General features: G+C 65.4%; 25 protein-coding genes and 1 tRNA gene. 16 read left to right on the forward strand and 10 right to left on the reverse strand.

Annotated elements, in window-relative coordinates:
• Positions 1-8 precede the first annotated feature (8 nt).
• Positions 9-1661 (reverse strand): cytochrome-c oxidase, cbb3-type subunit I, encoded by a 1653-nt coding sequence (gene ccoN, locus FHS75_RS09405; protein WP_179407486.1) that lies wholly within the window; start codon positions 1659-1661, stop codon positions 9-11.
• On the opposite strand from ccoN, the gene FHS75_RS09410 reads away from it, so the two are divergent.
• Both FHS75_RS09410 and FHS75_RS09415 read left to right on the forward strand, forming a co-directional pair.
• Entirely contained in the window at positions 1660-1902 is a 243-nt protein-coding gene (locus tag FHS75_RS09410) for a hypothetical protein (protein ID WP_179407487.1), read from the forward strand. The genes ccoN and FHS75_RS09410 overlap by 2 nt on opposite strands.
• A complete protein-coding gene (locus FHS75_RS09415) occupies positions 1890-2561 on the forward strand; it encodes an OmpW/AlkL family protein (RefSeq protein ID WP_179407488.1) in 672 nt (223 codons plus the stop codon). The genes FHS75_RS09410 and FHS75_RS09415 overlap by 13 nt, the downstream gene beginning before the upstream one ends.
• 55 nt (positions 2562-2616) lie before the next feature.
• Here FHS75_RS09415 and FHS75_RS09420 read toward each other — a convergent pair whose 3' ends face one another.
• Positions 2617-3315 (reverse strand): Crp/Fnr family transcriptional regulator, encoded by a 699-nt coding sequence (locus FHS75_RS09420; RefSeq protein WP_179407489.1) that lies wholly within the window; start codon positions 3313-3315, stop codon positions 2617-2619.
• Between the two features lie 64 nt (positions 3316-3379).
• A tRNA-Arg gene (locus FHS75_RS09425) sits at positions 3380-3456 on the reverse strand.
• A 109-nt stretch (positions 3457-3565) separates the two neighbouring features.
• On the opposite strand from FHS75_RS09425, the gene FHS75_RS09430 reads away from it, so the two are divergent.
• Together FHS75_RS09430 and FHS75_RS09435 are read left to right on the forward strand one after the other, a co-directional pair.
• Positions 3566-3997, forward strand: coding sequence for a hypothetical protein (locus tag FHS75_RS09430; protein ID WP_229735533.1), 432 nt, complete (start codon positions 3566-3568; stop codon positions 3995-3997).
• A gap of 43 nt (positions 3998-4040) precedes the next feature.
• Entirely contained in the window at positions 4041-4544 is a 504-nt protein-coding gene (locus tag FHS75_RS09435; RefSeq protein WP_179407490.1) for an MmcB family DNA repair protein, read from the forward strand.
• Here FHS75_RS09435 and FHS75_RS17845 read toward each other — a convergent pair.
• Positions 4541-4732, reverse strand: coding sequence for a DUF1289 domain-containing protein (locus FHS75_RS17845; protein ID WP_179407491.1), 192 nt, complete (start codon positions 4730-4732; stop codon positions 4541-4543). The genes FHS75_RS09435 and FHS75_RS17845 overlap by 4 nt on opposite strands.
• A gap of 97 nt (positions 4733-4829) precedes the next feature.
• Between FHS75_RS17845 and FHS75_RS09445 the strand changes: the two genes are divergently transcribed.
• The 10 genes from FHS75_RS09445 (at position 4830) to FHS75_RS09490 (ending at position 14411) form a co-directional block, all read left to right on the forward strand.
• Positions 4830-5564 (forward strand): sterol desaturase family protein, encoded by a 735-nt coding sequence (locus FHS75_RS09445; RefSeq protein ID WP_229735534.1) that lies wholly within the window; start codon positions 4830-4832, stop codon positions 5562-5564.
• Positions 5565-5602: 38 nt separating this feature from the next.
• Positions 5603-5980, forward strand: a complete 378-nt coding sequence (locus FHS75_RS09450; protein ID WP_179407779.1) for a DUF2141 domain-containing protein — start codon at positions 5603-5605, stop codon at positions 5978-5980.
• Positions 5981-6067: 87 nt separating this feature from the next.
• Positions 6068-7426 carry a PAS domain-containing protein gene (locus FHS75_RS09455; RefSeq protein ID WP_179407492.1) on the forward strand — a complete coding sequence of 453 codons (1359 nt, stop codon included), beginning with the start codon at positions 6068-6070 and terminating at the stop codon, positions 7424-7426.
• 65 nt (positions 7427-7491) lie between these two features.
• Positions 7492-8580 (forward strand): phosphatase domain-containing protein, encoded by a 1089-nt coding sequence (locus FHS75_RS09460; protein ID WP_179407493.1) that lies wholly within the window; start codon positions 7492-7494, stop codon positions 8578-8580.
• A gap of 11 nt (positions 8581-8591) precedes the next feature.
• Positions 8592-9944, forward strand: a complete 1353-nt coding sequence (locus FHS75_RS09465; protein ID WP_179407494.1) for a M48 family metalloprotease — start codon at positions 8592-8594, stop codon at positions 9942-9944.
• A gap of 9 nt (positions 9945-9953) precedes the next feature.
• Positions 9954-10709, forward strand: coding sequence for a DsbA family protein (locus FHS75_RS09470; RefSeq protein ID WP_179407495.1), 756 nt, complete (start codon positions 9954-9956; stop codon positions 10707-10709).
• Between the two features lie 62 nt (positions 10710-10771).
• Positions 10772-11932 carry a sensor histidine kinase gene (locus tag FHS75_RS09475; protein ID WP_179407496.1) on the forward strand — a complete coding sequence of 387 codons (1161 nt, stop codon included), beginning with the start codon at positions 10772-10774 and terminating at the stop codon, positions 11930-11932.
• Between the two features lie 49 nt (positions 11933-11981).
• Positions 11982-12779 carry a LytR/AlgR family response regulator transcription factor gene (locus FHS75_RS09480; protein ID WP_179407497.1) on the forward strand — a complete coding sequence of 266 codons (798 nt, stop codon included), beginning with the start codon at positions 11982-11984 and terminating at the stop codon, positions 12777-12779.
• Positions 12780-12852: 73 nt separating this feature from the next.
• Positions 12853-13716: a carboxylating nicotinate-nucleotide diphosphorylase gene (gene nadC / locus FHS75_RS09485; protein WP_179407498.1), complete on the forward strand. Its 864-nt coding sequence runs from the start codon at positions 12853-12855 to the stop codon at positions 13714-13716.
• Entirely contained in the window at positions 13713-14411 is a 699-nt protein-coding gene (locus FHS75_RS09490; protein ID WP_179407499.1) for a ribonuclease T2 family protein, read from the forward strand. Before nadC ends, FHS75_RS09490 begins: the two co-directional genes overlap by 4 nt.
• Here FHS75_RS09490 and FHS75_RS09495 read toward each other — a convergent pair.
• Positions 14408-14863, reverse strand: coding sequence for a nucleoside deaminase (locus FHS75_RS09495; protein ID WP_179407500.1), 456 nt, complete (start codon positions 14861-14863; stop codon positions 14408-14410). The two genes, FHS75_RS09490 and FHS75_RS09495, sit on opposite strands and share 4 nt — an antisense overlap.
• Positions 14864-14977: 114 nt before the next feature.
• On the opposite strand from FHS75_RS09495, the gene rpmB reads away from it, so the two are divergent.
• Positions 14978-15268: a 50S ribosomal protein L28 gene (gene rpmB / locus FHS75_RS09500; RefSeq protein ID WP_179407501.1), complete on the forward strand. Its 291-nt coding sequence runs from the start codon at positions 14978-14980 to the stop codon at positions 15266-15268.
• A gap of 27 nt (positions 15269-15295) precedes the next feature.
• Here rpmB and FHS75_RS09505 read toward each other — a convergent pair whose 3' ends face one another.
• The 4 genes from FHS75_RS09505 to xseA all read right to left on the reverse strand — a co-directional run bounded on the left by FHS75_RS09505 (position 15296) and on the right by xseA (position 18987).
• Positions 15296-16303: an esterase-like activity of phytase family protein gene (locus tag FHS75_RS09505; protein ID WP_179407502.1), complete on the reverse strand. Its 1008-nt coding sequence runs from the start codon at positions 16301-16303 to the stop codon at positions 15296-15298.
• Positions 16304-16386: 83 nt separating this feature from the next.
• Positions 16387-17310, reverse strand: coding sequence for a M23 family metallopeptidase (locus tag FHS75_RS09510; RefSeq protein WP_373284987.1), 924 nt, complete (start codon positions 17308-17310; stop codon positions 16387-16389).
• Positions 17307-17510, reverse strand: a complete 204-nt coding sequence (locus tag FHS75_RS09515; protein WP_179407503.1) for a DUF2093 domain-containing protein — start codon at positions 17508-17510, stop codon at positions 17307-17309. The genes FHS75_RS09510 and FHS75_RS09515 overlap by 4 nt, the downstream gene beginning before the upstream one ends.
• A 25-nt stretch (positions 17511-17535) precedes the next feature.
• Entirely contained in the window at positions 17536-18987 is a 1452-nt protein-coding gene (gene xseA / locus FHS75_RS09520; RefSeq protein WP_179407504.1) for an exodeoxyribonuclease VII large subunit, read from the reverse strand.
• Here xseA and purD point away from each other — a divergent pair.
• Entirely contained in the window at positions 18986-20272 is a 1287-nt protein-coding gene (purD, locus tag FHS75_RS09525) for a phosphoribosylamine--glycine ligase (RefSeq protein WP_179407505.1), read from the forward strand. The two genes, xseA and purD, sit on opposite strands and share 2 nt — an antisense overlap.
• Here purD and FHS75_RS09530 read toward each other — a convergent pair.
• On the reverse strand, positions 20269-20784 hold the full coding sequence (locus tag FHS75_RS09530) for a 3'-5' exonuclease family protein (protein ID WP_179407506.1): 516 nt from the start codon (positions 20782-20784) through the stop codon (positions 20269-20271). The two genes, purD and FHS75_RS09530, sit on opposite strands and share 4 nt — an antisense overlap.
• Positions 20785-20792 lie beyond the last annotated feature (8 nt).

The following is a 20792-nucleotide window of genomic DNA, read 5'->3' on the forward strand; positions in this document are numbered from 1 at the left end:
GTCGGTTCCTATTCGGCCAGAACCGCGATGGGGCGGTCGGCTTCGGGATCGTGGGGCGCATCGGACATCGGCTTTTCCTCGCGCAGCTTGCCAGCGATGGTCAGCCACACGTTCCAGACCATGACGCAGGCTCCCGCCAGGTAGAGGATGCCCCCGAACGCGCGCATGATGTACATCGGGTGGAGCGCAGCGACGGTGTCGGCGAAGCTGTTCACCAGGTAACCGTCGGCCCCGTATTCACGCCACATCAGGCCCTGGGTGATCCCCGCAACCCACATGCTGGCGGCGTAGAAGACGATCCCCACCGTCGCGAGCCAGAAGTGCCAGTTCACCATCCGCAGGCTATACAGTCGCTCGCGCTCCCACAGCCGCGGGACGAGGTAATAGACCGCCGCAAAGGTGATCATCCCGTTCCAGCCGAGCGCCCCCGAATGCACGTGTCCGATCGTCCAGTCGGTGTAATGCGACAGCGAGTTGACGCTCTTGATCGACAGCATCGGCCCTTCGAACGTGCTCATCCCATAGAAGGCGAGCGCCATCACCATCATCCGGATGATCGGGTCGGTGCGGACCTTGTCCCAGGCACCGTTCAGCGTCATCAGGCCGTTGATCATGCCCCCCCAGCTGGGCATCCACAGCATGATCGAGAACACCATCCCGAGAGTCTGCGCCCAGTCGGGCAGCGCGGTGTAGTGCAGGTGATGCGGTCCCGCCCAGATGTAGAGGAAGATCAGCGACCAGAAGTGGATGATCGACAGGCGATAGGAGTAGACCGGACGCTCTGCCTGCTTCGGCACGAAGTAGTACATCATCGCGAGAAAGCCGGCAGTGAGGAAGAAGCCCACCGCGTTGTGGCCGTACCACCACTGGACGAGCGCACCCTGAACGCCGGCGAAGACCGGATAGCTCTTGGCGCCGACGATGCTGGCAGGAACGTCGAGGTTGTTGACCACGTGCAGCATCGCGACGGTCAGGATGAACGCCAGGTAGAACCAGTTGGCTACGTAGATGTGCGGTTCCGCGCGTCGCACGATCGTGCCGACGAATACCGCGAGGTAGGCGACCCAGACGATCGTGAGCCACCAGTCGATGTACCATTCGGGCTCTGCATATTCCTTCGACTGGGTAATGCCCAGCAGGTAGCCGGTCGCGGCCAGCACTATGAACAGCTGGTACCCCCAGAACACGAACCGGGCGAGGCCGGGGAAGGCCAGCCGAGCCCGGCAGGTGCGCTGCACCACGTAGAAGCTCGTCGCGATCAGAGCATTGCCGCCGAACGCGAAGATGACCGCCGAGGTGTGGAGCGGGCGGAGCCGTCCGAAGTTGAGGTACGGCTCGAAGTTGAGCACGGGGAAAGCAAGCTGGAAAGCGATGTAAAGCCCCACAAGAAAGCCGGCCATGCCCCAGAAGACCGTGGCGACGATGCCCCACCGAACCGGGTCGTCGTCGTAACGGCCAGGATTCGCCGGCGTGCGCAGGAAGCCCCGCGCGAGCGCGCCATAGTCGGTGCGGCCAAGGCTCACCCACAGGCCGATGAAGGCGGCGAGCGCGATGATTGCCATGTGAATGGCAAATCCCGAATCGGCTGCGGCCGCCATGGCGACGACCGCGATAAGCAACGCTGCCAGCCACCAGCCGGCGCGCGTGAGGACGGTTTCCATGCCCCTTCCCTCGCAATGGATTGAATATGCAGGCGGCAATTGGGGCTTTTGCTGCGCCGCGACATTGACGCGGATCAAATTGCCGTCTCGCGCAATCGAAATTTGTTCTCATTTCCGAATATTGCGCGAAATCAAGGAATCGGCGACGGTTACGCTCGAAGGGTCCGTTCGCCGCCGCAACAATCCTGGTCCGCGCGGGGCGGACACTGCGGCGATGGATGAGGCAAAATGCGCAAACTGACGCTGCTGGCCGCCCTCGCGGCCGCTACCGCTTTCACCGCTCCCGCCCACGCGGGCGACCCCAACGGCAAACTGCAGGTCAAGCTTCTCGGCACCGGCGTTCTCGTCGATGGCGAGATTACCGAGGTTCGCAACGATCCGCTGGCGCTCACCCCGGGCGCGCAAACCGACATCAACAACAATGTCATCCCGACGGTCGCGATCGAATACTACGCCACGCCCAGCGTGTCGGTGGAGACGATCTGCTGCCTGACCCAGCATCACGCCTCGGGCGTCGGCGCTCTGGAAGGCGCGGCGCTCATCGATCACATCATGATCCTGCCCGCGACGGTCACGCTGAAGTACCACCTGAATGCCGGTCCGGTGAAGCCCTACGTCGGCGTCGGCCCCTCGGTGTTCTTCTTCATCGACGAAAAGCCCGGCGCAACTGCGGCCGCTCTCGGCGTCGATCGTGTCAAGCTGAGCAACAAGGTCGGGTTCGCGCTACAGGCAGGCCTCGACATTCCGGTCAACGACACCGGCCTCGGCATCTCGGTCGACGGAAAGAAGTACTTCATGGACACCGTCGCCCATTTCGAGGCGGGCGGTACCGAGGTCCTGACCACCGAGCACAAGCTCGACCCATGGGTCGTCAGCGCCGGCGTCTATTACCGCTTCTAACGTTATTTAGTGCGTGGGCCGGAATCCGGCTCCCTGCGCGCAGGGAGCCGCCCGCTCAACCCGCCTCGGCGGAAAGTGCATCCGGATCGCGGATCACGACTTCGCGCCGGGAAGGCAGGTCGATGACGCCCGCGTTCCTGAGACGGGTGAACTGACGGCTAACGGTCTCGATCGTCAGCCCCAGGACGTCGGCAATCTGCTGGCGCGAAAAGGGCAGCACGAAGGCGCGCTTCGCCCCAGGTTCATCGGTCGCACACCCCGGCTCGACAAGCCGCTCGGACATCTCGAGCAGGAAACTAGCGACCTTTTCGGACGCCGATAGCCGTCCCAGAAGAAGCATCCAGCGCCGAGTCCTGTCGAGTTCGGCAAGGGTCCGCTGAAGCAGCTTGCGCTCCAGCCCCGGGTGCTCTGCCGCGAAGTTGTCGAAATCGCGCCTGCTGAACACGCAGACCCGTGAATCGGTTAGTGCCGTAACCCCGTGCCCTGTCGTGCCGCCGAAGGGCCGCCCGATAAAGTCCGACGGATAGACGACACCCACGATCTGCTCGCGACCGTCCTCGGTATTTGTCGAAAGTTTCAGGACACCGTCGACAACGTTCGCGACCAGGACCGAATCCTCGCCTTCCCAGATAAGCGATTCCCCAGCGCTCAGATCGCGCTTGCGGCCCATGGCGCTCAACGCCTTTATCTCATCGCTGTCGAGCGCCGAACAGATCGCCCGGTTTCGCACGACGCACAGGTCACACGTTGACATAGATTGCCACTATCAATGCTGCCCGCCTGTCTCAACCCAAATGAGACCGCCCCCGGCGCAGCCCTGGCGCACCCGACAGGATTCGAACCTGTGACCTCTGCCTTCGGAGGGCAGCGCTCTATCCAGCTGAGCTACGGGTGCGTGCGGCAGGAGCGGTTAGCAGAGCGGGTGCGGGCTGGCCAGCGGATATTGCCGGTGCGGGCGACCGTTTGCATTTTGGCAACCGTAATCGCGGTATGCGATTCGGATCATGGACGCGACACCGTTCGATACGACCAGCGCGCGGGGAACCGGCGGGCGACTTCCCGGATCGGGGAGGGCGCAGTTCGGGCAGGGTTCTGCCAGCGCGCTCAGCATGCGGTGGTCGGCGCTGCACGACGCCGCGCAGGCAGTGGCCGCTCTCGCAGACATCGAACCCGAGCGAATGACGGCGCAAGTGCGCAACTTCCCTGCCGTGATGCGCGACGCCGGGGGATGGCGCCGCGAAGCGGCCGAACAGGGCATCGACGATATTTCGGCGATGTTGGAGCCGGGACTGGCCGCCTTGCTTGCGGTCCACGCCAGGGGCGCGGACACCGGCGCGCCCGCCATGGCGCTGTGGAAGGAATTCCTTGCCGCGCGGGATGCGCTGATTGCCCTCGCTCCGCCAAAGGGCGCCCACGGGATGTACCGCCGCGCCTGACGCGAAGAGCTTGCAAGTTCGCCATATGTTCCTATGAAGGTGCATGGCCTTTTCTTCAGCTATCGCGACCCGGACTGAAACCGCTGCCGGGCTGACGGCATCGGACCTGACCCGCGGCATCTGCCGGCTCTTCGCTCGCAATGATGTCTGGTGTCTTTCGGAGATGCCGCTTCGTTGCGGACGGCGCGCAGATCTCATGGGCATCGACCGGAAGGGCCGGGTCATCATCGTCGAAATCAAGGTCAGCCGCGCGGATCTTCTCGGTGATGCAAAATGGCCTGACTACCTTGAATTCTGCGACAGGTTCTACTGGGGCCTCGCGCCCGGTCTGGAGCGCGGGTGCCTGGAAGGCGAAGCGTTCCTGCCGGACAGGTGCGGCGTGATCGTCGCCGACGGTTACGATGCCGAGATCGTCAGGCCCGCGCCGCTCCTCGGGCTTGCGGCCGCCCGGCGAAAGGTCGAGGTCGAACGGCTAGCCCGCGCTTCGCTGCGGCGACTGGTGACGGGGGCCGATCCGTACACCGTCCAGTGGGGCACCGAAAGCTAGCGCATCTTGCGCAACAGCCTGCGCCAGAACGACCGTTGGCGCACCTTGGCGAGGACAGCCCGCTTGGCTTCGGTATCGAGGTCCCGCCACGCCGCGATTTCCGCGCGCGTCCGCCGGCAACCGGAACACCAGCCGGTCGCGGCGTCTATCCGGCAAACCCCGGTGCAGGGAGACTGCGGTTCGTACACCTGTCAAGCGTGAAGCAGTATCGCAACCGGCACGCAAGTCTTGGCAAGCGCAGGCGCGTATCCTAGAGGTCGCCCTCGGGCACCTCGGGAAACGGACATGGGCGGAACGACATCGGCATGGGCCGCGGCCGCGCTTTCCGCCATCGCTATGGCGGGCATCGTCCTTGCCCGCTATTTCGCCACTTCGGGCCTGTTTGCGCTCGCCACTTCACGTGCCAGGCCGGGCCTTTACGAAGGTCTCGGTCCGCAGATCAGGCGCGAAATCGGATGGTCGGCAATGTCCGCGGTCGTTTACGGCATCCCCGCAGGGATCGTCGCCTGGGGCTGGCAGGCGCATGGCTGGACGCGAATCTTCACCGATATCGGCGACTGGCCCCTGTGGTGGTTGCCGGCCTCGCTATTCGTATACCTCTTCGCGCATGACACGTGGTTCTACTGGACGCACCGGATCATGCACGAGCCGCGCATATTTCGTGCCGCGCACGCGGTCCATCATGCCAGCCGCCCGCCAACGGCATGGGCGGCAATGAGCTTTCATCCGATAGAAGCGCTGACCGGGGCCATCGTCGTCCCGGCCCTCGTATTCCTGGTTCCGATCCACGTCGGAGTCCTCGGCCTGGTACTCGCCGTGATGACCGTAATGGGGATCACCAATCACATGGGCTGGGAGATCTTCCCGCGCCGCCTCGTTCACTCGCGGTTGGGCCACTGGCTGATAACCGCAAGCCATCATCAACGCCATCACGAGCAGTACTCATGCAATTACGGGCTCTATTTCCGTTTCTGGGACCACCTGTGCAGTACCGATCGCGGTCTCGCCACGCCGCGCTAGGCCTCGCGCTCGCTGTGCCGCTGCTTGTCGGCGCGGCGATGCCGGCGGGAGAGGTCAGCGCGACCGTCACGAACCTGCGCTCGGAACAGGGGCAGGTGCTCGCCTGCCTGACGGCGCGGCCCGGCGCCTTCCCCGATTGCGAGAAGGATCCCGAAGCGCGAACCCTGATCCTCAAGGCGGAAGAGGGCATGCAGCTCGATTTCGGACGGGTCCCGACGGGCCGTTACGCCATCGCCATCGTCCATGATGAAAACGGCAACGGCAGGCTAGACAAGCGGCTCATGTTCCCGCGCGAAGGCTACGGTTTCTCGCGCAATGCGCCGATAGGATTCGGCCCGCCCAGTTTCCGCAGCGCCGCTTTCGCGGTGGAGCGCGAACCTGAGCACCAGTCGATCAAGATGCGCTACCTCTTCTGAAAACCTGCGATAAACCTGACCGCACTTAACGGTTAATTCACCACGATGGGCGAGAACGCTTGCCGAAAGGGCAAGTGGGGAAGCCACATGGACAGTTTGCGCGGACATTTCCCGGAAGATCACGGGTCGGGCGAATCGCACGACTTCGATCTGTCCGACGACGAATCCGACCGCGAGGTTCCTCCGGTCGCTATCGGCCAGGACGAGCGGCGCATGCAGGTGCGCGCCTACAATTTCTGGGTCGCTATGCTGGCCGATCGCAACTTTCCGTCGATCGAGGATCTCGATCCGGAGCGATTGCCCGACTTCGGGCCCTACAGCGTGCTTCTCGATTTCTCGTCGGGCATGGAGGATCCGGCAATCCGGTTCCTTGGCGACAGGCTGGGAGCGGAATGTGGCGCTGGCAGCACCATCAGCCAGCTCTCCGACGTTCCGGCGCGCTCACTGCTGTCGCGCATCACCGACCATTACATGCAGATTCTGGCCAACCAGGCACCAATCGGGTTCGAGGCCGAATTCGTCAATCAGCGCGGCACGACGATCCTCTACCGGGGCATCCTGCTTCCGTTTTCCAGCGACGACGACACGATCGACTTCATCTACGGCGTGATCAACTGGAAGGAACTCGCCGACCAGAAGACCACGGACGAACTCCTGCTGGAAATCGACCAGGCGCTTGAGCCGCGCACCGAGGCGCGGCGCGAGGACGGACCTCTGACCGAGTGGGCGGATGGTCCCGCCGAGCTGCCCGTGCAGTCTATAGAACCGGATGACTTTTCGCAGCCGGATACTTTAATCCCCGAACCTTCGTTCGGCCAGGCGACGGCGGTGTCCGACACCGATTGCGGAACGCTTGCGGATACGCTTGCTTCCGCGCGCGAACTCGCGGAAGCGGCCCGCTGCAGTGAAGAGCGCTCACGCCGCGCTCTCTACGCCGCCATCGGCAGGGCATACGATTTTTCGCTTTCGGCCGCGCGGGAATCCGAGCAGCTCGCGGCACTCTTGGAAGATGCCGGAATTGCCGTGCAGGAACGCGCTCCGATGACGCCGGTCGTGAAGCTGGTGTTCGGAGCCGGTTACGACAAGACGCGTCTTGCGGAATATGCCTGCGCCCTCGATCACGCGCACCGCGTCGGGATGGCGCGCGGGACGCTGGAGGACCACCTGTCTTCGCTGCCGGGCGGCCTCAAGGCCTTCGTCGCCGAGGAGCGGCTCGTGCGCAGGGGAGACAATCCTCCGCAAGCTCTTATCACCGCGCCTCGGCCGGGTATCGCACGCAAGCTGCGCAAGATCGAACCGCGCACTTTCGCCGAAGTCGCGAGCGAGGGCGAGGAATTCACACTTCTCGTTGCGCGTCGCCTGCCCGACGGCGAAGTCGTCTTCCTGGGCGAGATTTCAGATAATGTACCGCTTCTGGAGAAGGCGGCACGTCACCTTATCGGCTGAAAACGCCGGTAATGTACGTGCAATGTCCCTTCAAACGCGGGGAGCGGTAGCCTAGACGGGCATCGATGCCCTTCTTCGGTCGCCCCGCCATCGTCCGTCCCTATTTCGGCTATCGGAACACCGGCCGGCTGGTCCTGGCCGCCCGCGCCCTTCGCGCCCGCGCGCCGAACTGGGACCGGGAAACCACTTTCGCAAAGCTTCGGACGCTGTTTCGCCATTTCGCCTCGCACGAAGTCGCGGAGCTCGATGTCGGCATCGAGGCGCGCAGCGAAACCGGCCGGACCGTCGAGGCGCGCTGCAAGACCGACCGGGAGGGCTTTTGCCATTTCGACCTGGCACTGGGTGCCGGCTGGCCGCTTCCCGAGCGGACGAGCTGGGAGACGGTGACCCTGCGCTGGATCAATCGGGAGGGGCCGCAGCAGGTCGCCGGATACGTGCTCGCTCCCGGTCGCGAACAGGCCCTCGGCGTGGTCTCCGACATCGACGACACGATCATGGAAACGGGCGCGCACGACCTGCTCTCCAACTGGCGCCGCGTACTGGCGCAGATGCCGGGCGAGCGGCTTCCCGTGCCCGGCGCGGCGGCACTGTTCGAAAGCCTCGGCGGCGGAGTGGCGGGGCAAACCCGGCCCGCAACCCGCAGGCCGTTCTTCTACGTTTCTTCCAGCCCGTGGAACCTGTTCGACTATCTCCTGGCCTTCAAACAGGCGCATGGCCTGCCGCAGGGACCGATGATGCTGCGCGACTGGGGCTTCGACCGGGCGACGCTGGGCGGCAAGGGGCATGGGAGGCACAAGGCCGCCGCAGTCGGCAAGCTCGTGGAATTCTACGAAGGCATGCGTTTCGCCCTGATCGGAGACAGCACACAGGCCGATGCACTGGCCTGGGCGGAGGCGGTACAGGCGCATCCTGACAGCATCGCCGGCGTCTTCATCCGCAAGGCGCCCGGAGCGGCGATCGGCGATGAAGAGCAGGCGGCGCTCGAGGCGATCGACAGGGCGGGCGTGCCCTTGTGGATCGGCGAGAACTACGACGTCGAGGCCGATTTCCTTCGCTCGCTGGGGTTTTCGGATCACGGCGAGACGCAAACGGTGGTCGAGGCCGCCCGCAGCGATCCCGCCGCTTCACCACAGGTTCAGGCCCGCGAGCCTTAGGGAAAGACAAGATGCGCGCATTCCAAGGCCTGATCGTCCTCGTCGTCCTTCTCCTACTGTCGGTGCGTCCTGTCGCCGCGCAGTCGATCCTGCGCGATGCCGAGACCGAGGCGCTCTTCAACGACATGGCGGCGCCGCTGATAGAGGCTGCCGGGCTCGACCCGCGCAATGTCGATATCGTCCTTATCAACGACAATTCGATCAACGCCTTCGTCGCGGGCGGGCAGGCGGTCTATATCAACGCCGGACTCATCAACGCCGCGGACACCGCGAACGAGGTGCAGGGCGTGATCGCGCACGAACTCGGCCACGTCACCGGTGGCCACGCCGTCTTCAACCCGGGCGGGAAGGCTGCCAGCGGCATCAGCATCCTGTCGCTACTCCTCGGGGCCGCTGCGGCGGCGGCGGGCGGCGGCGAAGCAGCAATGGGCGTGCTGATGGCAGGCCAGCAGGCAGCGATGGGCAAGTTCCTCGCCTACAACCGCTCACAGGAATCGAGCGCGGACGCCGCAGGGGCCCAGTATCTTTCCGATGCCGGTATCAGCGGAAGGGGCTCGATCGAGTTCTTCAAGAAGCTCGAGAACCTCGAATACCGTTACGGATACCGCCCCCGCGCCGGCGACGAGTTCTTTTCGACGCACCCGATGACCAGCGACCGTATCGCGACCCTTTCGGACACCTATGCCAAGGATCCCGCCTGGAACGAGCCGAGCAATCCTGAGCTCGAGGCGCGGTTCACGCGTGCCAAGGCCAAGCTGTTCGGCTACCTTGCCGAGCCGAACGACACGCTGCGCACCTATCCCGAGACCCGGAACGACACGCCGGCCCGCTACGCCCGCGCCTATGCATTTCACAAGCAGGCGCACATCGACAAGGCAATGGCGGAAGCCGACGCCCTCCTCGCCGACGATCCCGCCAACCCCTATTTCCTCGAACTGAAAGGGCAGATCCTGCTCGAGAACGGGCGCCCCACGGAAGCTCTCGAGCCGTTGCGGCGCGCTACCGAGATGACGGGCAACCAGCCGCTCATCGCCACGCTTTTCGGGCACGCGCTGATCGCCACCGAGGATCGCGAGAACTTCATCGAAGCCGAACGCGTGCTCAAGGCGGCAGTCGCGCGCGACCGGGAAAACCCTTTCGCCTGGTACCAGCTCGGCGTCGTCTATGCGGCCAACGGCGACATGCCGCGCGCGCGCCTCGCCAGCGCCGAGCAACAGGTGATGCAGCGCCAGTACGCGCAGGCGCTGCGCAGCGCCGAGGCCGCCGAGGCGGGGCTTCCCGCAGGCTCGCCCGACTGGCTGCGGGCACAGGACATCGCCCTGCAGGCGCGCGGCGAGATTGAACGTCGCAAGAAGAACCGGTAGCGCCGGACCATGACCGACAGGGGCTCCACGTACCGCGATCCGAAATGGCTGCTCGCTCTTGCCATCCCCGTGCTGTTGCTGGGCGGAGCGATCGGCTGGTTCGCGCACGCGGGTTCCGGCGGCTCGCTCGGCCCCGGCGATCGGACCGCGGTCGAGAACGTGGTGCGCGATTACATCCTCGAGAATCCGGAAATCCTGCCGCAGGCGATGGAGAACCTGCAGCGCCGCGAAAGCGCGGCACAGCTTTCGGGCATCCGCGACGAAGTCGAGACGCCCTTCCCCGGTGCCGTGCTCGGCAATCCGAAGGGATCGGTCACGCTCGTCGAGTTTTCCGACTACGCCTGCGGGTACTGCCGCCAGAGCGTGGAGCACGTGAAGCAGCTGATCGCGGCCAACCCCGATCTGAGGGTCGTGATGCGCGAAATGCCGATCCTCTCGCCCGAAAGCACGGATGCCGCACGCATGGCGCTCGCAGCCGCACGGCAGGGCAAGTACGCCGCGTTCCATGACGCGATGTTCGCGGCTGGGCGCCCTTCGGATGCCACCATAGAAGCCGCCGCACGCGCCGCCGGGCTCGATCTCGCCAGGGCCCGGCAGGACGCGCGCGACCCGGCAATCGAGGCCGAGCTTGCCGGAAACCTCGATCTCGGACGGCGAATAGGGTTCAACGGCACACCCAGCTGGATCGTCGGCGACAGCATCATGGCCGGGGCGGTCGGGGTCGAGACGCTTTCGCGGGCCATCGAGGAACAGGGCGGCGCATGAGATCGGCGGCAAGGACCGCATTGCCGTTTCGCGCAATCCGGCGTTCGGGCTAAAACAGCGCCATGGCCGTACTTCCGTTCCAGCCGATGCCGTTCTTCGCCAACAAGAACAAGGCGTTCTGGCGGCTGCAGTTCGCCGGCTGGGGCGGAGCGATGCTGCTGCGCGCGATGTCGGCAGTCGCCAACGACCAGCCCGCATCGTTCCTCGTCCTCGTCCTCATCGCGACGATCACAGGCTTCTCGATCTCGCTGATCCTGGCGGTCATCTATCGCCAGCTCATCGCCCGCCGCCCGCTCGTGACCTGGGGCGTCACCGCCCTCGTGCTGCCGTTCGCGGTCGGCCTTCATGCCTTCATCGATGCATGGGTCATCTCGCTCTACCGCTCTGAAAGCGAGGCAAGTTTCGCACAGTTGCTGATCGGCGTGTTCTACCTTGATGCGACGCTGCTCGGGGCATGGTCGGCGCTTTATTACGCGATCAATTTCTTCCTGCAGGTCGAGGAACAGAACGACCAGCTCATCCGGCTGGAGAACCAGGCGACAAGCGCGCAGCTGGCGATGCTGCGCTACCAGCTCAATCCTCACTTCCTGTTCAACACGCTCAACTCGATCTCCACCCTGGTTCTTCTGAAGCAGACAGAGCCGGCGAACGCGATGCTGAGCCGCCTGTCGTCGTTCCTGCGCTACACGCTCATCAACGAGCCGACGGGGCGGGTCACGGTTGCGCAGGAGGTCGAGACGCTGAAGCTATACCTCGATATCGAGCGGATGCGGTTCGAGGACCGCCTGCGCACCAATTTCCGCATCGATCCCGAGACCGAAGTGGCGCTCCTGCCGTCGCTCCTGCTCCAGCCGCTTGTCGAGAACGCGATCAAGTACGCCGTGTCCCCGCAGGAAAGCGGGGCCGAAATCACCATCGCGGCTCAGCTTGTCGGGAACAGACTTCGCGTTACCGTCTCGGATACCGGACCGGGCTTGCAAAGCAGCATTACCCGCAACAGGCTGTCCGGCGTCACTTACGATGGAGGCGAACCTGTCTCGACCGGCGTCGGCCTTGCCAATATCCGCGACCGGCTTGTCCAGGCCTATGGCGAGAACCACCGTTTCGAAACCACGGAGCCACCCGGTGGAGGCTTCGCCGTCATCATCGAGATACCCGTCGAACGGCGGGAGCAGGTAGAAGAGGCTCCCGCCCAGCCCAAGCTCGCCGCCGCGGCCGAGTGAAGGAAACCTTTGCGCCGCGGCTTCGTTTTTCAGATCGAGACACCAGCGCATGACCATTCGCACCATCATAGTCGATGACGAGAAGCTGGCCATCCAGGGCCTGCAACTGCGTCTTGAGAAGTTCGAGGATGTCGAGATCATCGACACCTGCTCGAACGGCCGCGAGGCGATACGCAAGATCAAGACGGAAAAGCCCGACCTTGTCTTCCTCGACATCCAGATGCCCGGTTTCGACGGCTTCAGCGTCGTGAAGGGCGTTATGGAGATCGAGCCGCCGCTCTTCGTCTTCGTTACCGCCTACCAGGAACATGCCGTGCGCGCCTTCGAGGCGAACGCCGTCAACTACCTGATGAAGCCGGTCGAGGAGGACAAGCTCGCCGACACGCTCGCCCGCGTACGCACCCGCATCGCCGAAAAGCGCTCCGCGGACGAGGCCGAGAAGCTGAAGAGCGTCCTCGCCGAAGTCGCGCCCGACGCGATGGACCAGATGCCCGCCGAGGCCGAGACCGGCGGCGACCGGTACGAAAAGCTCATCAACATCAAGGACCGCGGCCAGATCTTCCGGATCGATGTCGACACCATCGAGCATATCGAGGCTGCCGGCGATTACATGTGCATTCGCACGGCCGACAACTCGCTAATCTTGCGCGAGACGATGAAGGACCTCGAACGAAGGCTCGACCCGCGCATGTTCCAGCGCGTCCACCGCTCGACCATCGTCAATCTCAACCAGGTCCGCCAGGTCAAGCCGCATACCAACGGCGAATGCTTCCTCGTGCTCGATTCGGGGGCGCAGGTGAAGGTCAGCCGGTCCTACCGCGACGTCATCGCGCGCTTCGTCCACTGACCCTCGAAAGGCCGGGATAACGTCCGGCACGTCTCTCGACGCCCAACGTCAGGTCTGCAATCAAGGCTGAGCCATGACTGCCTTCAGCCTGCCCGGCTTCGATCTCGAAGCGTTCGTCGTCCTCACCCTTGCGGAAGACCTCGGTCTCGACATGCCGGGCGGCGGCCACGACGTGACGTCCGAAAGCGTGATCGAGGCCGAGGCCCGCTTTGCCGGCGTGATGGACGCGCGGCACGAAACCGTCGTGGCGGGCCTGCCCATCGCGGAAGCGTTCTTCCGCCGCCTCGACCCCGGGATGGAGATCGAGATCCTGTTCGACGAAGGAGACGTCGTCGGTCCGGGCACGGACATCATGCGGCTGTCGGGCCATGCGCGCGCCATGCTCACCGCCGAACGCAGCGCCCTCAATACCGTGCAGCACCTCTCCGGCATCGCAACGATGACTCGCGAATATGTCGAGGCCATGGGCGATACGAAGGCCGTGCTCCTCGATACGCGCAAGACCATACCCGGCCTGCGTTTCCTCGAAAAGTACGCGACCCGGATGGGCGGCGCGCAGAACCACCGCATGGGCCTGTGGGACGCAGCGATGATCAAGGACAACCACGTCTCGGTGGCAGGCGGCGTTGCCGAGGCGGTCGGTCGGGCCAGGGCCGCAGGAGTAAAGCGGATCATCTGCGAGGTCGACCGGGTCGACCAGATCGAACCTGCCATCGGTGCCGGGGCGACCGACATCCTGCTCGACAACATGGAACCCGGTACCATCCGCAAGGCACTCGAAGTTGTTGCCGGGCGTGTGCCCTGCGAAGCTTCGGGAGGCGTGACGCTGGAAACCATCGGCGCAATCGCGGCGACCGGCGTGGACTTCATCTCTGTCGGTCGTCTCACCCAGAGCGCGCCCGCCGCCGATATTGGACTCGACTTCTCGCCGCTATGAGGCTGCTCGCGGCGATCGCACTTGCGCTTGCGCTGCCGGTATCGGCCTATGGTCAGGCCTACCAGTGCCGGTTGCCGCAAAAGCTCGAACCCGTCCGCCCGGCAAAGCCCGACGGGCCCGCCCGTAAGACCCCGGTGGGCGGCTACATCCTCGCAGCAAGCTGGTCGCCCGAATACTGCAAGATGGGCGGCAACCGCTCTTCGATCCAGTGTTCCGGCCGCAACGGCCGCTTCGGCTTCGTCCTCCACGGACTGTGGCCGCAGGCGCGTTCCGGCCCGCCTCCGCAGTGGTGCTCGCTCACGCCGCGACCGTCACCCGGCCTCATCCGCCGCAACCTGTGCATGACGCCGGTTCCATGGCTGCTCGAGCATGAATGGGCCAAGCACGGCAGCTGCATGACGGAAAATCCCGAAACCTATTTCAAGGTGAGCGGCATCCTCTGGCGTTCGCTGCGATGGCCGGACGCCGACTATCTGTCCCGCAAGGACGACCTGACCGCCGGCGACCTTCGCACCGCGTTCCTGCGCGCCAATCGCGGCTGGAAGCGCAACCAGATCGGTATCGAGACGAGCCGCACCGGATGGCTGAGAGGGATCAGGCTCTGCTATGGCCGGAACTTCATGCCGACCGCCTGTGGCCGTCGGACCCTGGGCCCCGCGGACGGCGCCTCGATCAGGATATGGCGCGGGCTCTAGCGCCTTTCGCGAAAGAATTCGCGGAGAATGGCGGCCGCCTGCGCCTCGCCGATACCCGGATAGACTTCTGGCCAATGGAGGCACTGCGCCTGCTCGAAGACGCGCGCTCCGTGTTCCACCGCGCCCCCTTTCGGGTCCGGAGCCGCGTAATAGAGTCGCGCAATCCGTGCGTGCGAGATCGCGCCCGCACACATCGCGCACGGCTCGAGCGTCACCCACAGTTCGCAACCGGAAAGCCGCTCGTCCTGCAGGCGGTCGGCAGCAGCGCGAATAGCGAGGATCTCGGCGTGCGCCGTCGGATCGTGGCGCGCACGCGGGGCGTTTCGGCCCGATGCGACGACTTCGCCATCCTTGACCACGACCGCGCCAACGGGCACTTCGCCCGCCTCGGCCGCAGCCTGCGCTTCGGCGAGCGCGCGCGCCATGGGTTCGGGAAGCGGCCAGCGGGTCATCCCGGCGGCGCTAGCGCCCTGTCGACCCTTGCGCAACTTGACCTTGCCCCGGTGAATCGGTAAGGGCGCGCCTTCCCGTACCAACGGCAACGAATTTTTCGAGCGAGAAAGACAATGTCCCGCATCTGCGAACTGACCGGCAAAGGCCGCCAGGTCGGCTGCAACGTCAGCCACGCCAACAACAAGACCAAGCGCGTCTTCCTGCCCAACCTGCAGAACGTGACGCTGCTGTCCGAATCGCTGGACCGCAGCTTCAAGTTCCGCGTTTCGACGCATGGCCTGCGCTCGGTCGAGCACAACGGCGGCCTCGACAACTGGCTGCTGAAGACCGCGGACGGCAAGCTCAGCCCGCGCGCGCTCAAGGTGAAGCGCGAGCTTCGCAAGAAGCAGAAGGAAGCCGCCTGAGGCTTCTTCCGGCCTGACAGGCCCGGATCAAGGCGTGCGGCCGTGGTCGCGCGCCTTTTTGCTTGCCTGCGGCAGCCTCGCCGGGTCGACGCTCAGCTTCCACAGCAGCGTGCGCTGGAATGCCGCGCCGTTATCGTCGGAAATCAGCCAGACCGTCGCACGGTCGGCCTTGCCGGGAGTGATTGCCAGCCCCTCGAGATTGTCGACGGGAAGGGCCGAGGACAGGCGCGCGACCACCTCCCCGCTCCAGGTTGCGCCAGCCTTTATCGCTTCGGGATCGGCAATCAGGATGAGGCAGGCGAATCGCGCCGGCAATGGCCAGAGGAGCTTTCGCATGAGGATGAGCACGCGGCCATCGGGAAGCTGGGCCATGTCGGTCGGGCTGTAGTCCGCCGGTCCCGCAAAGATGAATTCGGCGCCGCGACCGCCAAGAACCGGATCGTCGTCGAAGAGCAGGGCCTTGTGCCGGCGATCCTCGAACAGACCGCTGAACCCCTCGCGCAACACGACAAAGCGGCCATCGGACAGCCTCGTCATGGCTTCCGGGCCGGAATTCGCTCCCCAGTCGGCCATTTGCGGCAACTGCTCCATCCGTTCGAGGCGGTGGTCGGCATCGAGGCGCGAGATCGCATTGCGGCTTTCCCAGCCCAGCCAGACCTTTCCGGTTTCCGGATCGACCGTCGCCGCCTCGACATCGCCGTTCGCCTTCACTTCTTGAGGCTGCTTCAGGACGGGTTCGAGGCTCGGGTCGGCTTCTGGCTCGCCCGGTGGCGAGAAGGCCATTTGCCAGCCCCTGTCGCTGAATGCCATGAAGCGCCCGTCCGCCAGCGGCACGAGGGCGGAAAAGCCGCCGAAACCGTGGTGTTTGCTATCGAGGTGCCAGATTTTCTCGAGGCGGAATTCGCCTAGCTGGCCTGCAAGCCTCCGCTCGTCCGGAAGGGCGACGGGCGCGTAGGTGAGGGCCAGTGTCTCAACTCGCGGCGGAAGATCCTCGCGCAGCCAGACGGTCGGCGCCAGGGCGATCGCAAGGATCATGGAAATGACGAAGCCCCGCACGCCGGCGGGCTTAGTCGAATTTCAAGCCGCGCGACAAGGCAATTGCCGTGCCGCGCTTGCGCTCAGGACATCGGGCCGGTCAGCAGGATCGGATCGATCCGCGCGTCGCGCCACTTGATGCTCCAGTGCAGGTGCGGACCGGTCGCGCGCCCGGTGGCACCGATCCTGCCGATGACCTGCCCTTGCTGCACCCTGTCGCCCTCGCGCACGAGGATTTCGGAGCTGTGGAGGAATGCGCTGTTCAAGCCCATCCCGTGGTCGATCATGAGAAGGTTGCCTTCGAGCGAGAACGGCGTGTCGGTCGCGAGGATCACGATGCCGTCAGCAGGTGCCACGAAAGGCGTGCCGCTCGTACCGGTCGTGACGTCGATGCCGCTGTGATAGCTTCCGGGCTCGCCGCGATAGATGCGCTGCGAACCGAACATGCCCGAAATGCGACCCTCGACCGGCCAGATGAAGTCCTGCCGCCAGCCTTGTGCGCCGGTGACCATCGCGCGCGCCGAGACGATCCGTGCAAGTTCGGGGCGCCGGACGCGCATGAACGCTTCGGTCGCGCCGCCTGAACGGCGCGCGACGTTGACGCGCTCGATGTCCCAGTCGCGGGGCGAAACCTCGATCGCGCGGCTCACCCGGTTGCCATCAGGCAGCACGGCAGTAAGTGTCGCGACACCTCCCGCATCGCGATCGAACGCCGCGAAGAACTTGCCATCGTCGTCGAGAACGAGGGGCTCGCCGTTGAAGAGCACCTCCGTGGCACCGCCGGGCGCAGTCCCCCGTATCCAGCCGCCTTGCGTGAGCTCGCCTGCAAATTCGAACTCGGCGGGCCGGACCGGTTGCGGCGGCTCCGGCAGCTGCACCGCGGCACGCGGAGGCTGCGCGGCAGGCGCAACCGCCACCTCGTCCGAACCGCTACCCGCAGCAACGCAGCTTGCGGTCGCAACAACGGCGGCCAGCCCGCCCACGATCAGCGGAAAACGCAGGTTCACGCATCCCCCAACAGTCGACGGGTCGCGATCTCCGGGCTGGCATAGGCTTCCTGACGCTCGACGCTCCAGTAGCGAAGGGCTTCCAGCGCGATAGGCTCACCGGTGACGGCGCATGAGACGTGGCTTCCTGCGGACAGGACGCGAAATCCGTTGGGGCCGTATTCCAGGCGGGCGGGGCGATCTTTCGAGGACATCAGCATGTCCCCGATATAGAAGCGACGAGGCCTAAAACAAATCCCCCTGCTTCGGATTGTCGCCCGCAACCGGCGCCTTGCGTGTCTTCTTCGCGCCGACCGAGACCGCAAGCTTGCCGTCGCGGAACTTGAGAACGAGCGCAGCCTCGCGCGACGCAGCATCGTGGCTCGTCAGCGTCTCGCCCGACGCGGAAAGGACACGCGCGAAGCCGCGATCGAGCGGCTTGTCGGGATCGAGTTGCGGCAACACCCGGGCTAGCGCCGCGAAACGGTCCGTTGCCTGCGCATGACGCCTTGAGAGCAGTCGCACATTCAGCCCGGAACGCTCCAGCCGCTGCCGCTCGGCCACAAGGCGCTGGCGCAGGACCGGCAGCGATAGCCCGTCCGCCGCCTGGTCGAGCCGCCGCTGCGCCGCGGCGGCCCTGTCGGAAAGACCGCGGCGCAGTTTCTCGCCCGCCTCGTCGAGCCGCTGGGCCGCCGATTCCAGCAGGGCCTGCGGCCTGGGAAGTCGCTGCGCGCGGGCTTCGAGCCGTTCACGCCCCAGCAAGACGGGCCGGGTTGCGCAGCGCCGCATCCGAAAGGCCAGTTCGTCGATCTGCGCGGCGAGTTCCCCGCGCACCGGAACCGCGATCTCGGCCGCTGCCGTGGGCGTCGGTGCGCGCATGTCGGCCGCGAAATCGGCAAGCGTCGTATCGGTTTCGTGACCCACCGCCGAGATCGTCGGGATCGAGCAGTCGGCGATCGCCCTGACGACGACCTCCTCGTTGAAGGCCCACAGATCCTCGATCGAACCGCCTCCGCGCGCCACGATGACGAGGTCGGGACGCGGAACCGGACCGTCCTCCGAAAGCGCCGAGAAACCCCGAACGGCCGAAGCGATCTGCGCGGCTGCGCCTTCGCCCTGAACCTGCACCGGCCAGACGATCACGTGCGTCGGAAACCGGTCTGACAAGCGGTGCAGGATGTCGCGGATCACGGCACCCGTGGGCGAGGTGACGACACCGATGACGCGCGGCAGGAACGGCAGCGCTCGCTTGCGTTCGCGCGCGAACAGGCCTTCTTCCTCGAGCCGCGCGCGCAGCCTGGCGAGCAGCGCCAGCAGAGCGCCCTCGCCCGCTATTTCCATGCTCTCGATCACGATCTGGTACTTCGAGCGCCCCGGGTAGGTTGTCAGCTTTCCGGTTGCGATTACTTCCAGGCCGTCTTCGGGGCCGAAAGAGAGGCGCTGCGCCGTCCCGCGCCACATCACGCCGTCGATCACCGCCTTGTCGTCCTTCAGGCAGCAGTAGAAGTGCCCCGACGCCGCGCGCTTGACGCCCGAAAGCTCGCCGCGCAACCGTACGTACCCGAACCGGTCCTCGACCGTGCGCTTGAGGAGCGCCGAAAGCTCGCTCACCGAAAACGGCGCGGCGTTGTCGCCGGCGTCAGCCTTCGCTACGAGCGGCGCCGAATTGTCATCTGGAAGGGACGAAGGTCCGGTCATGAATATCCTGTTACTCGGCTCGGGCGGGCGCGAACATGCACTGGCATGGAAGCTCGCGCAATCCCGGCACTGCGCCAAGCTGTTCGCATCGCCCGGCAATCCCGGCATCGCCGAGTGCGCGGACTGCGTCTCGCTCGATGCGGCCAATCACGAAGCCGTCGTGGCGTTCTGCGAGGAGCGCCGCATCGGCCTCGTCGTCATCGGCCCCGAGGCGCCGCTTGTCGATGGGCTTGCGGATGCCTTGCGCGGCCAGGGCGTCGCTGTCTTCGGGCCGAGCAAGGCCGCCGCGCAGCTAGAGGGAAGCAAGGGCTTCACCAAGGACCTGTGCGTACGTGCGGGTATCCCCACTGCCGGATACGTGCGCGCAACCGACGAGGCGACGGCGATGGCCGCGCTCGACCGTTTCGGAGCGCCGGTCGTGGTCAAGGCGGACGGGCTGGCTGCCGGCAAGGGCGTGACCGTCGCCACCACGCGCGAAGAAGCCGAAGATGCGGTGCGCGACATCTTCGGCGGCCGGTTCGGAGATGCCGGCGCCGAGGCGGTGATCGAGGAATTCCTCGAGGGCGAGGAAGCGAGCTTCTTCGCGCTGACCGACGGCAGTACCATCGTGCCGTTCGGGACCGCACAGGATCACAAGCGCGTCGGCGAAGGCGACAGCGGACCGAACACCGGCGGAATGGGCGCCTACAGCCCGGCCCCGGTGCTGACGCCGATGATCGAGGGCGAAGTGATCGAAAGGATCATCGCCCCGACCGTGCGCGAGATGGCCGACCAGGGCATGCCCTATTCGGGTGTGCTCTATGCCGGCCTGATGCTGACTGCCACGGGTCCGAAGCTCATCGAGTACAATTGCCGGTTCGGCGATCCCGAGTGCCAGGTGCTGATGATGCGGCTCGAGAGCGATCTGGGCGAACACCTCCTCGCGTGCGCCGAAAACCGCCTCGCGCGGGGGGAGCATCCGCGCTTTTCGGGCGATACAGCGCTGACCGTGGTCATGGCGGCCGAGGGCTATCCCGCCACGCCGAAGAAAGGCGGCGCGATTTCGGGCCTGGCCGGTGCGCAAACCGACGGTACGAAAGTTTTCCACGCCGGAACCGGCCTCGATGCCGACGGAACGCTGGTGGCGAGCGGCGGGCGCGTCCTCAACGTCACCGCACGCGGCGCATCGGTCACGCAAGCGAAGGCCCGCGCTTACGGAGCGGTCGACCGGATCGGGTTTCCCGATGGTTTCTGCCGCCGCGACATCGGCTGGCGCGAAGTCGAGCGCGAAGCCTCGGAAAGCTAGCCCGCCGTTTCCTCTCGGCTCTCGAGCAGCAGGCGAACGGCAAGCGCGAGGCGTTTTGCGTCGTCGCGCGCGACGTGTTCACGCGGAAGCTGGGCCTTCGCCTCGTCGAGAGCGTCGGTCACTTGTTCGCGCGTGAAGCCGCGCTCGACGAACAGTTCGCCGAGGAAGCGGATCGGAAATGGCACCGGCTTCCTCACCGCACTCGCGAGAACCTCGAGCCAGTAGGCATCGAGTTCGGCATCGGCAAAGACGTTGCAGCCGTCCGCCGCCTCCGCCAGTTCGGCAAGGACCTTTTCGGGCGCCTCGCCATCCTTTTCGAGGATCTTGCGGGTGATCCCGTGCAGGTCCTCGGCCTCCTGGGTCCAGTCCCAGTGCTCCCAGCGCGGATGGGGGCGAATAAGCCATGTGTGACTCGATCCGTCGGTGCGGGCGAGCGCCACTTCTATCGGAAAGGATGCTCCATGAGCCGGCAGGCAGCTTGCTTCGAAATCGATGAGAGCGACCCTGTCCACCGGACCGG

It is taken from the genome of Novosphingobium marinum (assembly GCF_013408095.1).
Classification (GTDB): domain Bacteria; phylum Pseudomonadota; class Alphaproteobacteria; order Sphingomonadales; family Sphingomonadaceae; genus Novosphingobium; species Novosphingobium marinum.

What these genes read in the sequence shown, in the direction of transcription:
- FHS75_RS09495 (WP_179407500.1), bottom strand. Translation starts at nt 14,863, where the DNA reads ATGACCCGCTGGCCGCTTCCCGAACCCATGGCGCGCGCGCTCGCCGAA.
- ccoN (WP_179407486.1), bottom strand. Translation starts at nt 1,661, where the DNA reads ATGGAAACCGTCCTCACGCGCGCCGGCTGGTGGCTGGCAGCGTTGCTT.
- FHS75_RS09445 (WP_229735534.1), top strand. Translation starts at nt 4,830, where the DNA reads ATGGGCGGAACGACATCGGCATGGGCCGCGGCCGCGCTTTCCGCCATC.
- rpmB (WP_179407501.1), top strand. Translation starts at nt 14,978, where the DNA reads ATGTCCCGCATCTGCGAACTGACCGGCAAAGGCCGCCAGGTCGGCTGC.
- FHS75_RS09460 (WP_179407493.1), top strand. Translation starts at nt 7,492, where the DNA reads ATGCCCTTCTTCGGTCGCCCCGCCATCGTCCGTCCCTATTTCGGCTAT.
- FHS75_RS09415 (WP_179407488.1), top strand. Translation starts at nt 1,890, where the DNA reads ATGCGCAAACTGACGCTGCTGGCCGCCCTCGCGGCCGCTACCGCTTTC.
- xseA (WP_179407504.1), bottom strand. Translation starts at nt 18,987, where the DNA reads ATGACCGGACCTTCGTCCCTTCCAGATGACAATTCGGCGCCGCTCGTA.
- FHS75_RS09490 (WP_179407499.1), top strand. Translation starts at nt 13,713, where the DNA reads ATGAGGCTGCTCGCGGCGATCGCACTTGCGCTTGCGCTGCCGGTATCG.
- FHS75_RS09480 (WP_179407497.1), top strand. Translation starts at nt 11,982, where the DNA reads ATGACCATTCGCACCATCATAGTCGATGACGAGAAGCTGGCCATCCAG.
- FHS75_RS09475 (WP_179407496.1), top strand. Translation starts at nt 10,772, where the DNA reads ATGGCCGTACTTCCGTTCCAGCCGATGCCGTTCTTCGCCAACAAGAAC.
- FHS75_RS09470 (WP_179407495.1), top strand. Translation starts at nt 9,954, where the DNA reads ATGACCGACAGGGGCTCCACGTACCGCGATCCGAAATGGCTGCTCGCT.
- FHS75_RS09465 (WP_179407494.1), top strand. Translation starts at nt 8,592, where the DNA reads ATGCGCGCATTCCAAGGCCTGATCGTCCTCGTCGTCCTTCTCCTACTG.
- FHS75_RS09430 (WP_229735533.1), top strand. Translation starts at nt 3,566, where the DNA reads ATGGACGCGACACCGTTCGATACGACCAGCGCGCGGGGAACCGGCGGG.
- FHS75_RS09515 (WP_179407503.1), bottom strand. Translation starts at nt 17,510, where the DNA reads ATGCTGATGTCCTCGAAAGATCGCCCCGCCCGCCTGGAATACGGCCCC.
- nadC (WP_179407498.1), top strand. Translation starts at nt 12,853, where the DNA reads ATGACTGCCTTCAGCCTGCCCGGCTTCGATCTCGAAGCGTTCGTCGTC.
- FHS75_RS09455 (WP_179407492.1), top strand. Translation starts at nt 6,068, where the DNA reads ATGGACAGTTTGCGCGGACATTTCCCGGAAGATCACGGGTCGGGCGAA.
- FHS75_RS09435 (WP_179407490.1), top strand. Translation starts at nt 4,041, where the DNA reads ATGGCCTTTTCTTCAGCTATCGCGACCCGGACTGAAACCGCTGCCGGG.
- FHS75_RS09450 (WP_179407779.1), top strand. Translation starts at nt 5,603, where the DNA reads ATGCCGGCGGGAGAGGTCAGCGCGACCGTCACGAACCTGCGCTCGGAA.
- FHS75_RS09505 (WP_179407502.1), bottom strand. Translation starts at nt 16,303, where the DNA reads ATGATCCTTGCGATCGCCCTGGCGCCGACCGTCTGGCTGCGCGAGGAT.
- purD (WP_179407505.1), top strand. Translation starts at nt 18,986, where the DNA reads ATGAATATCCTGTTACTCGGCTCGGGCGGGCGCGAACATGCACTGGCA.
- FHS75_RS09420 (WP_179407489.1), bottom strand. Translation starts at nt 3,315, where the DNA reads ATGTCAACGTGTGACCTGTGCGTCGTGCGAAACCGGGCGATCTGTTCG.
- FHS75_RS09410 (WP_179407487.1), top strand. Translation starts at nt 1,660, where the DNA reads ATGCCCCTTCCCTCGCAATGGATTGAATATGCAGGCGGCAATTGGGGC.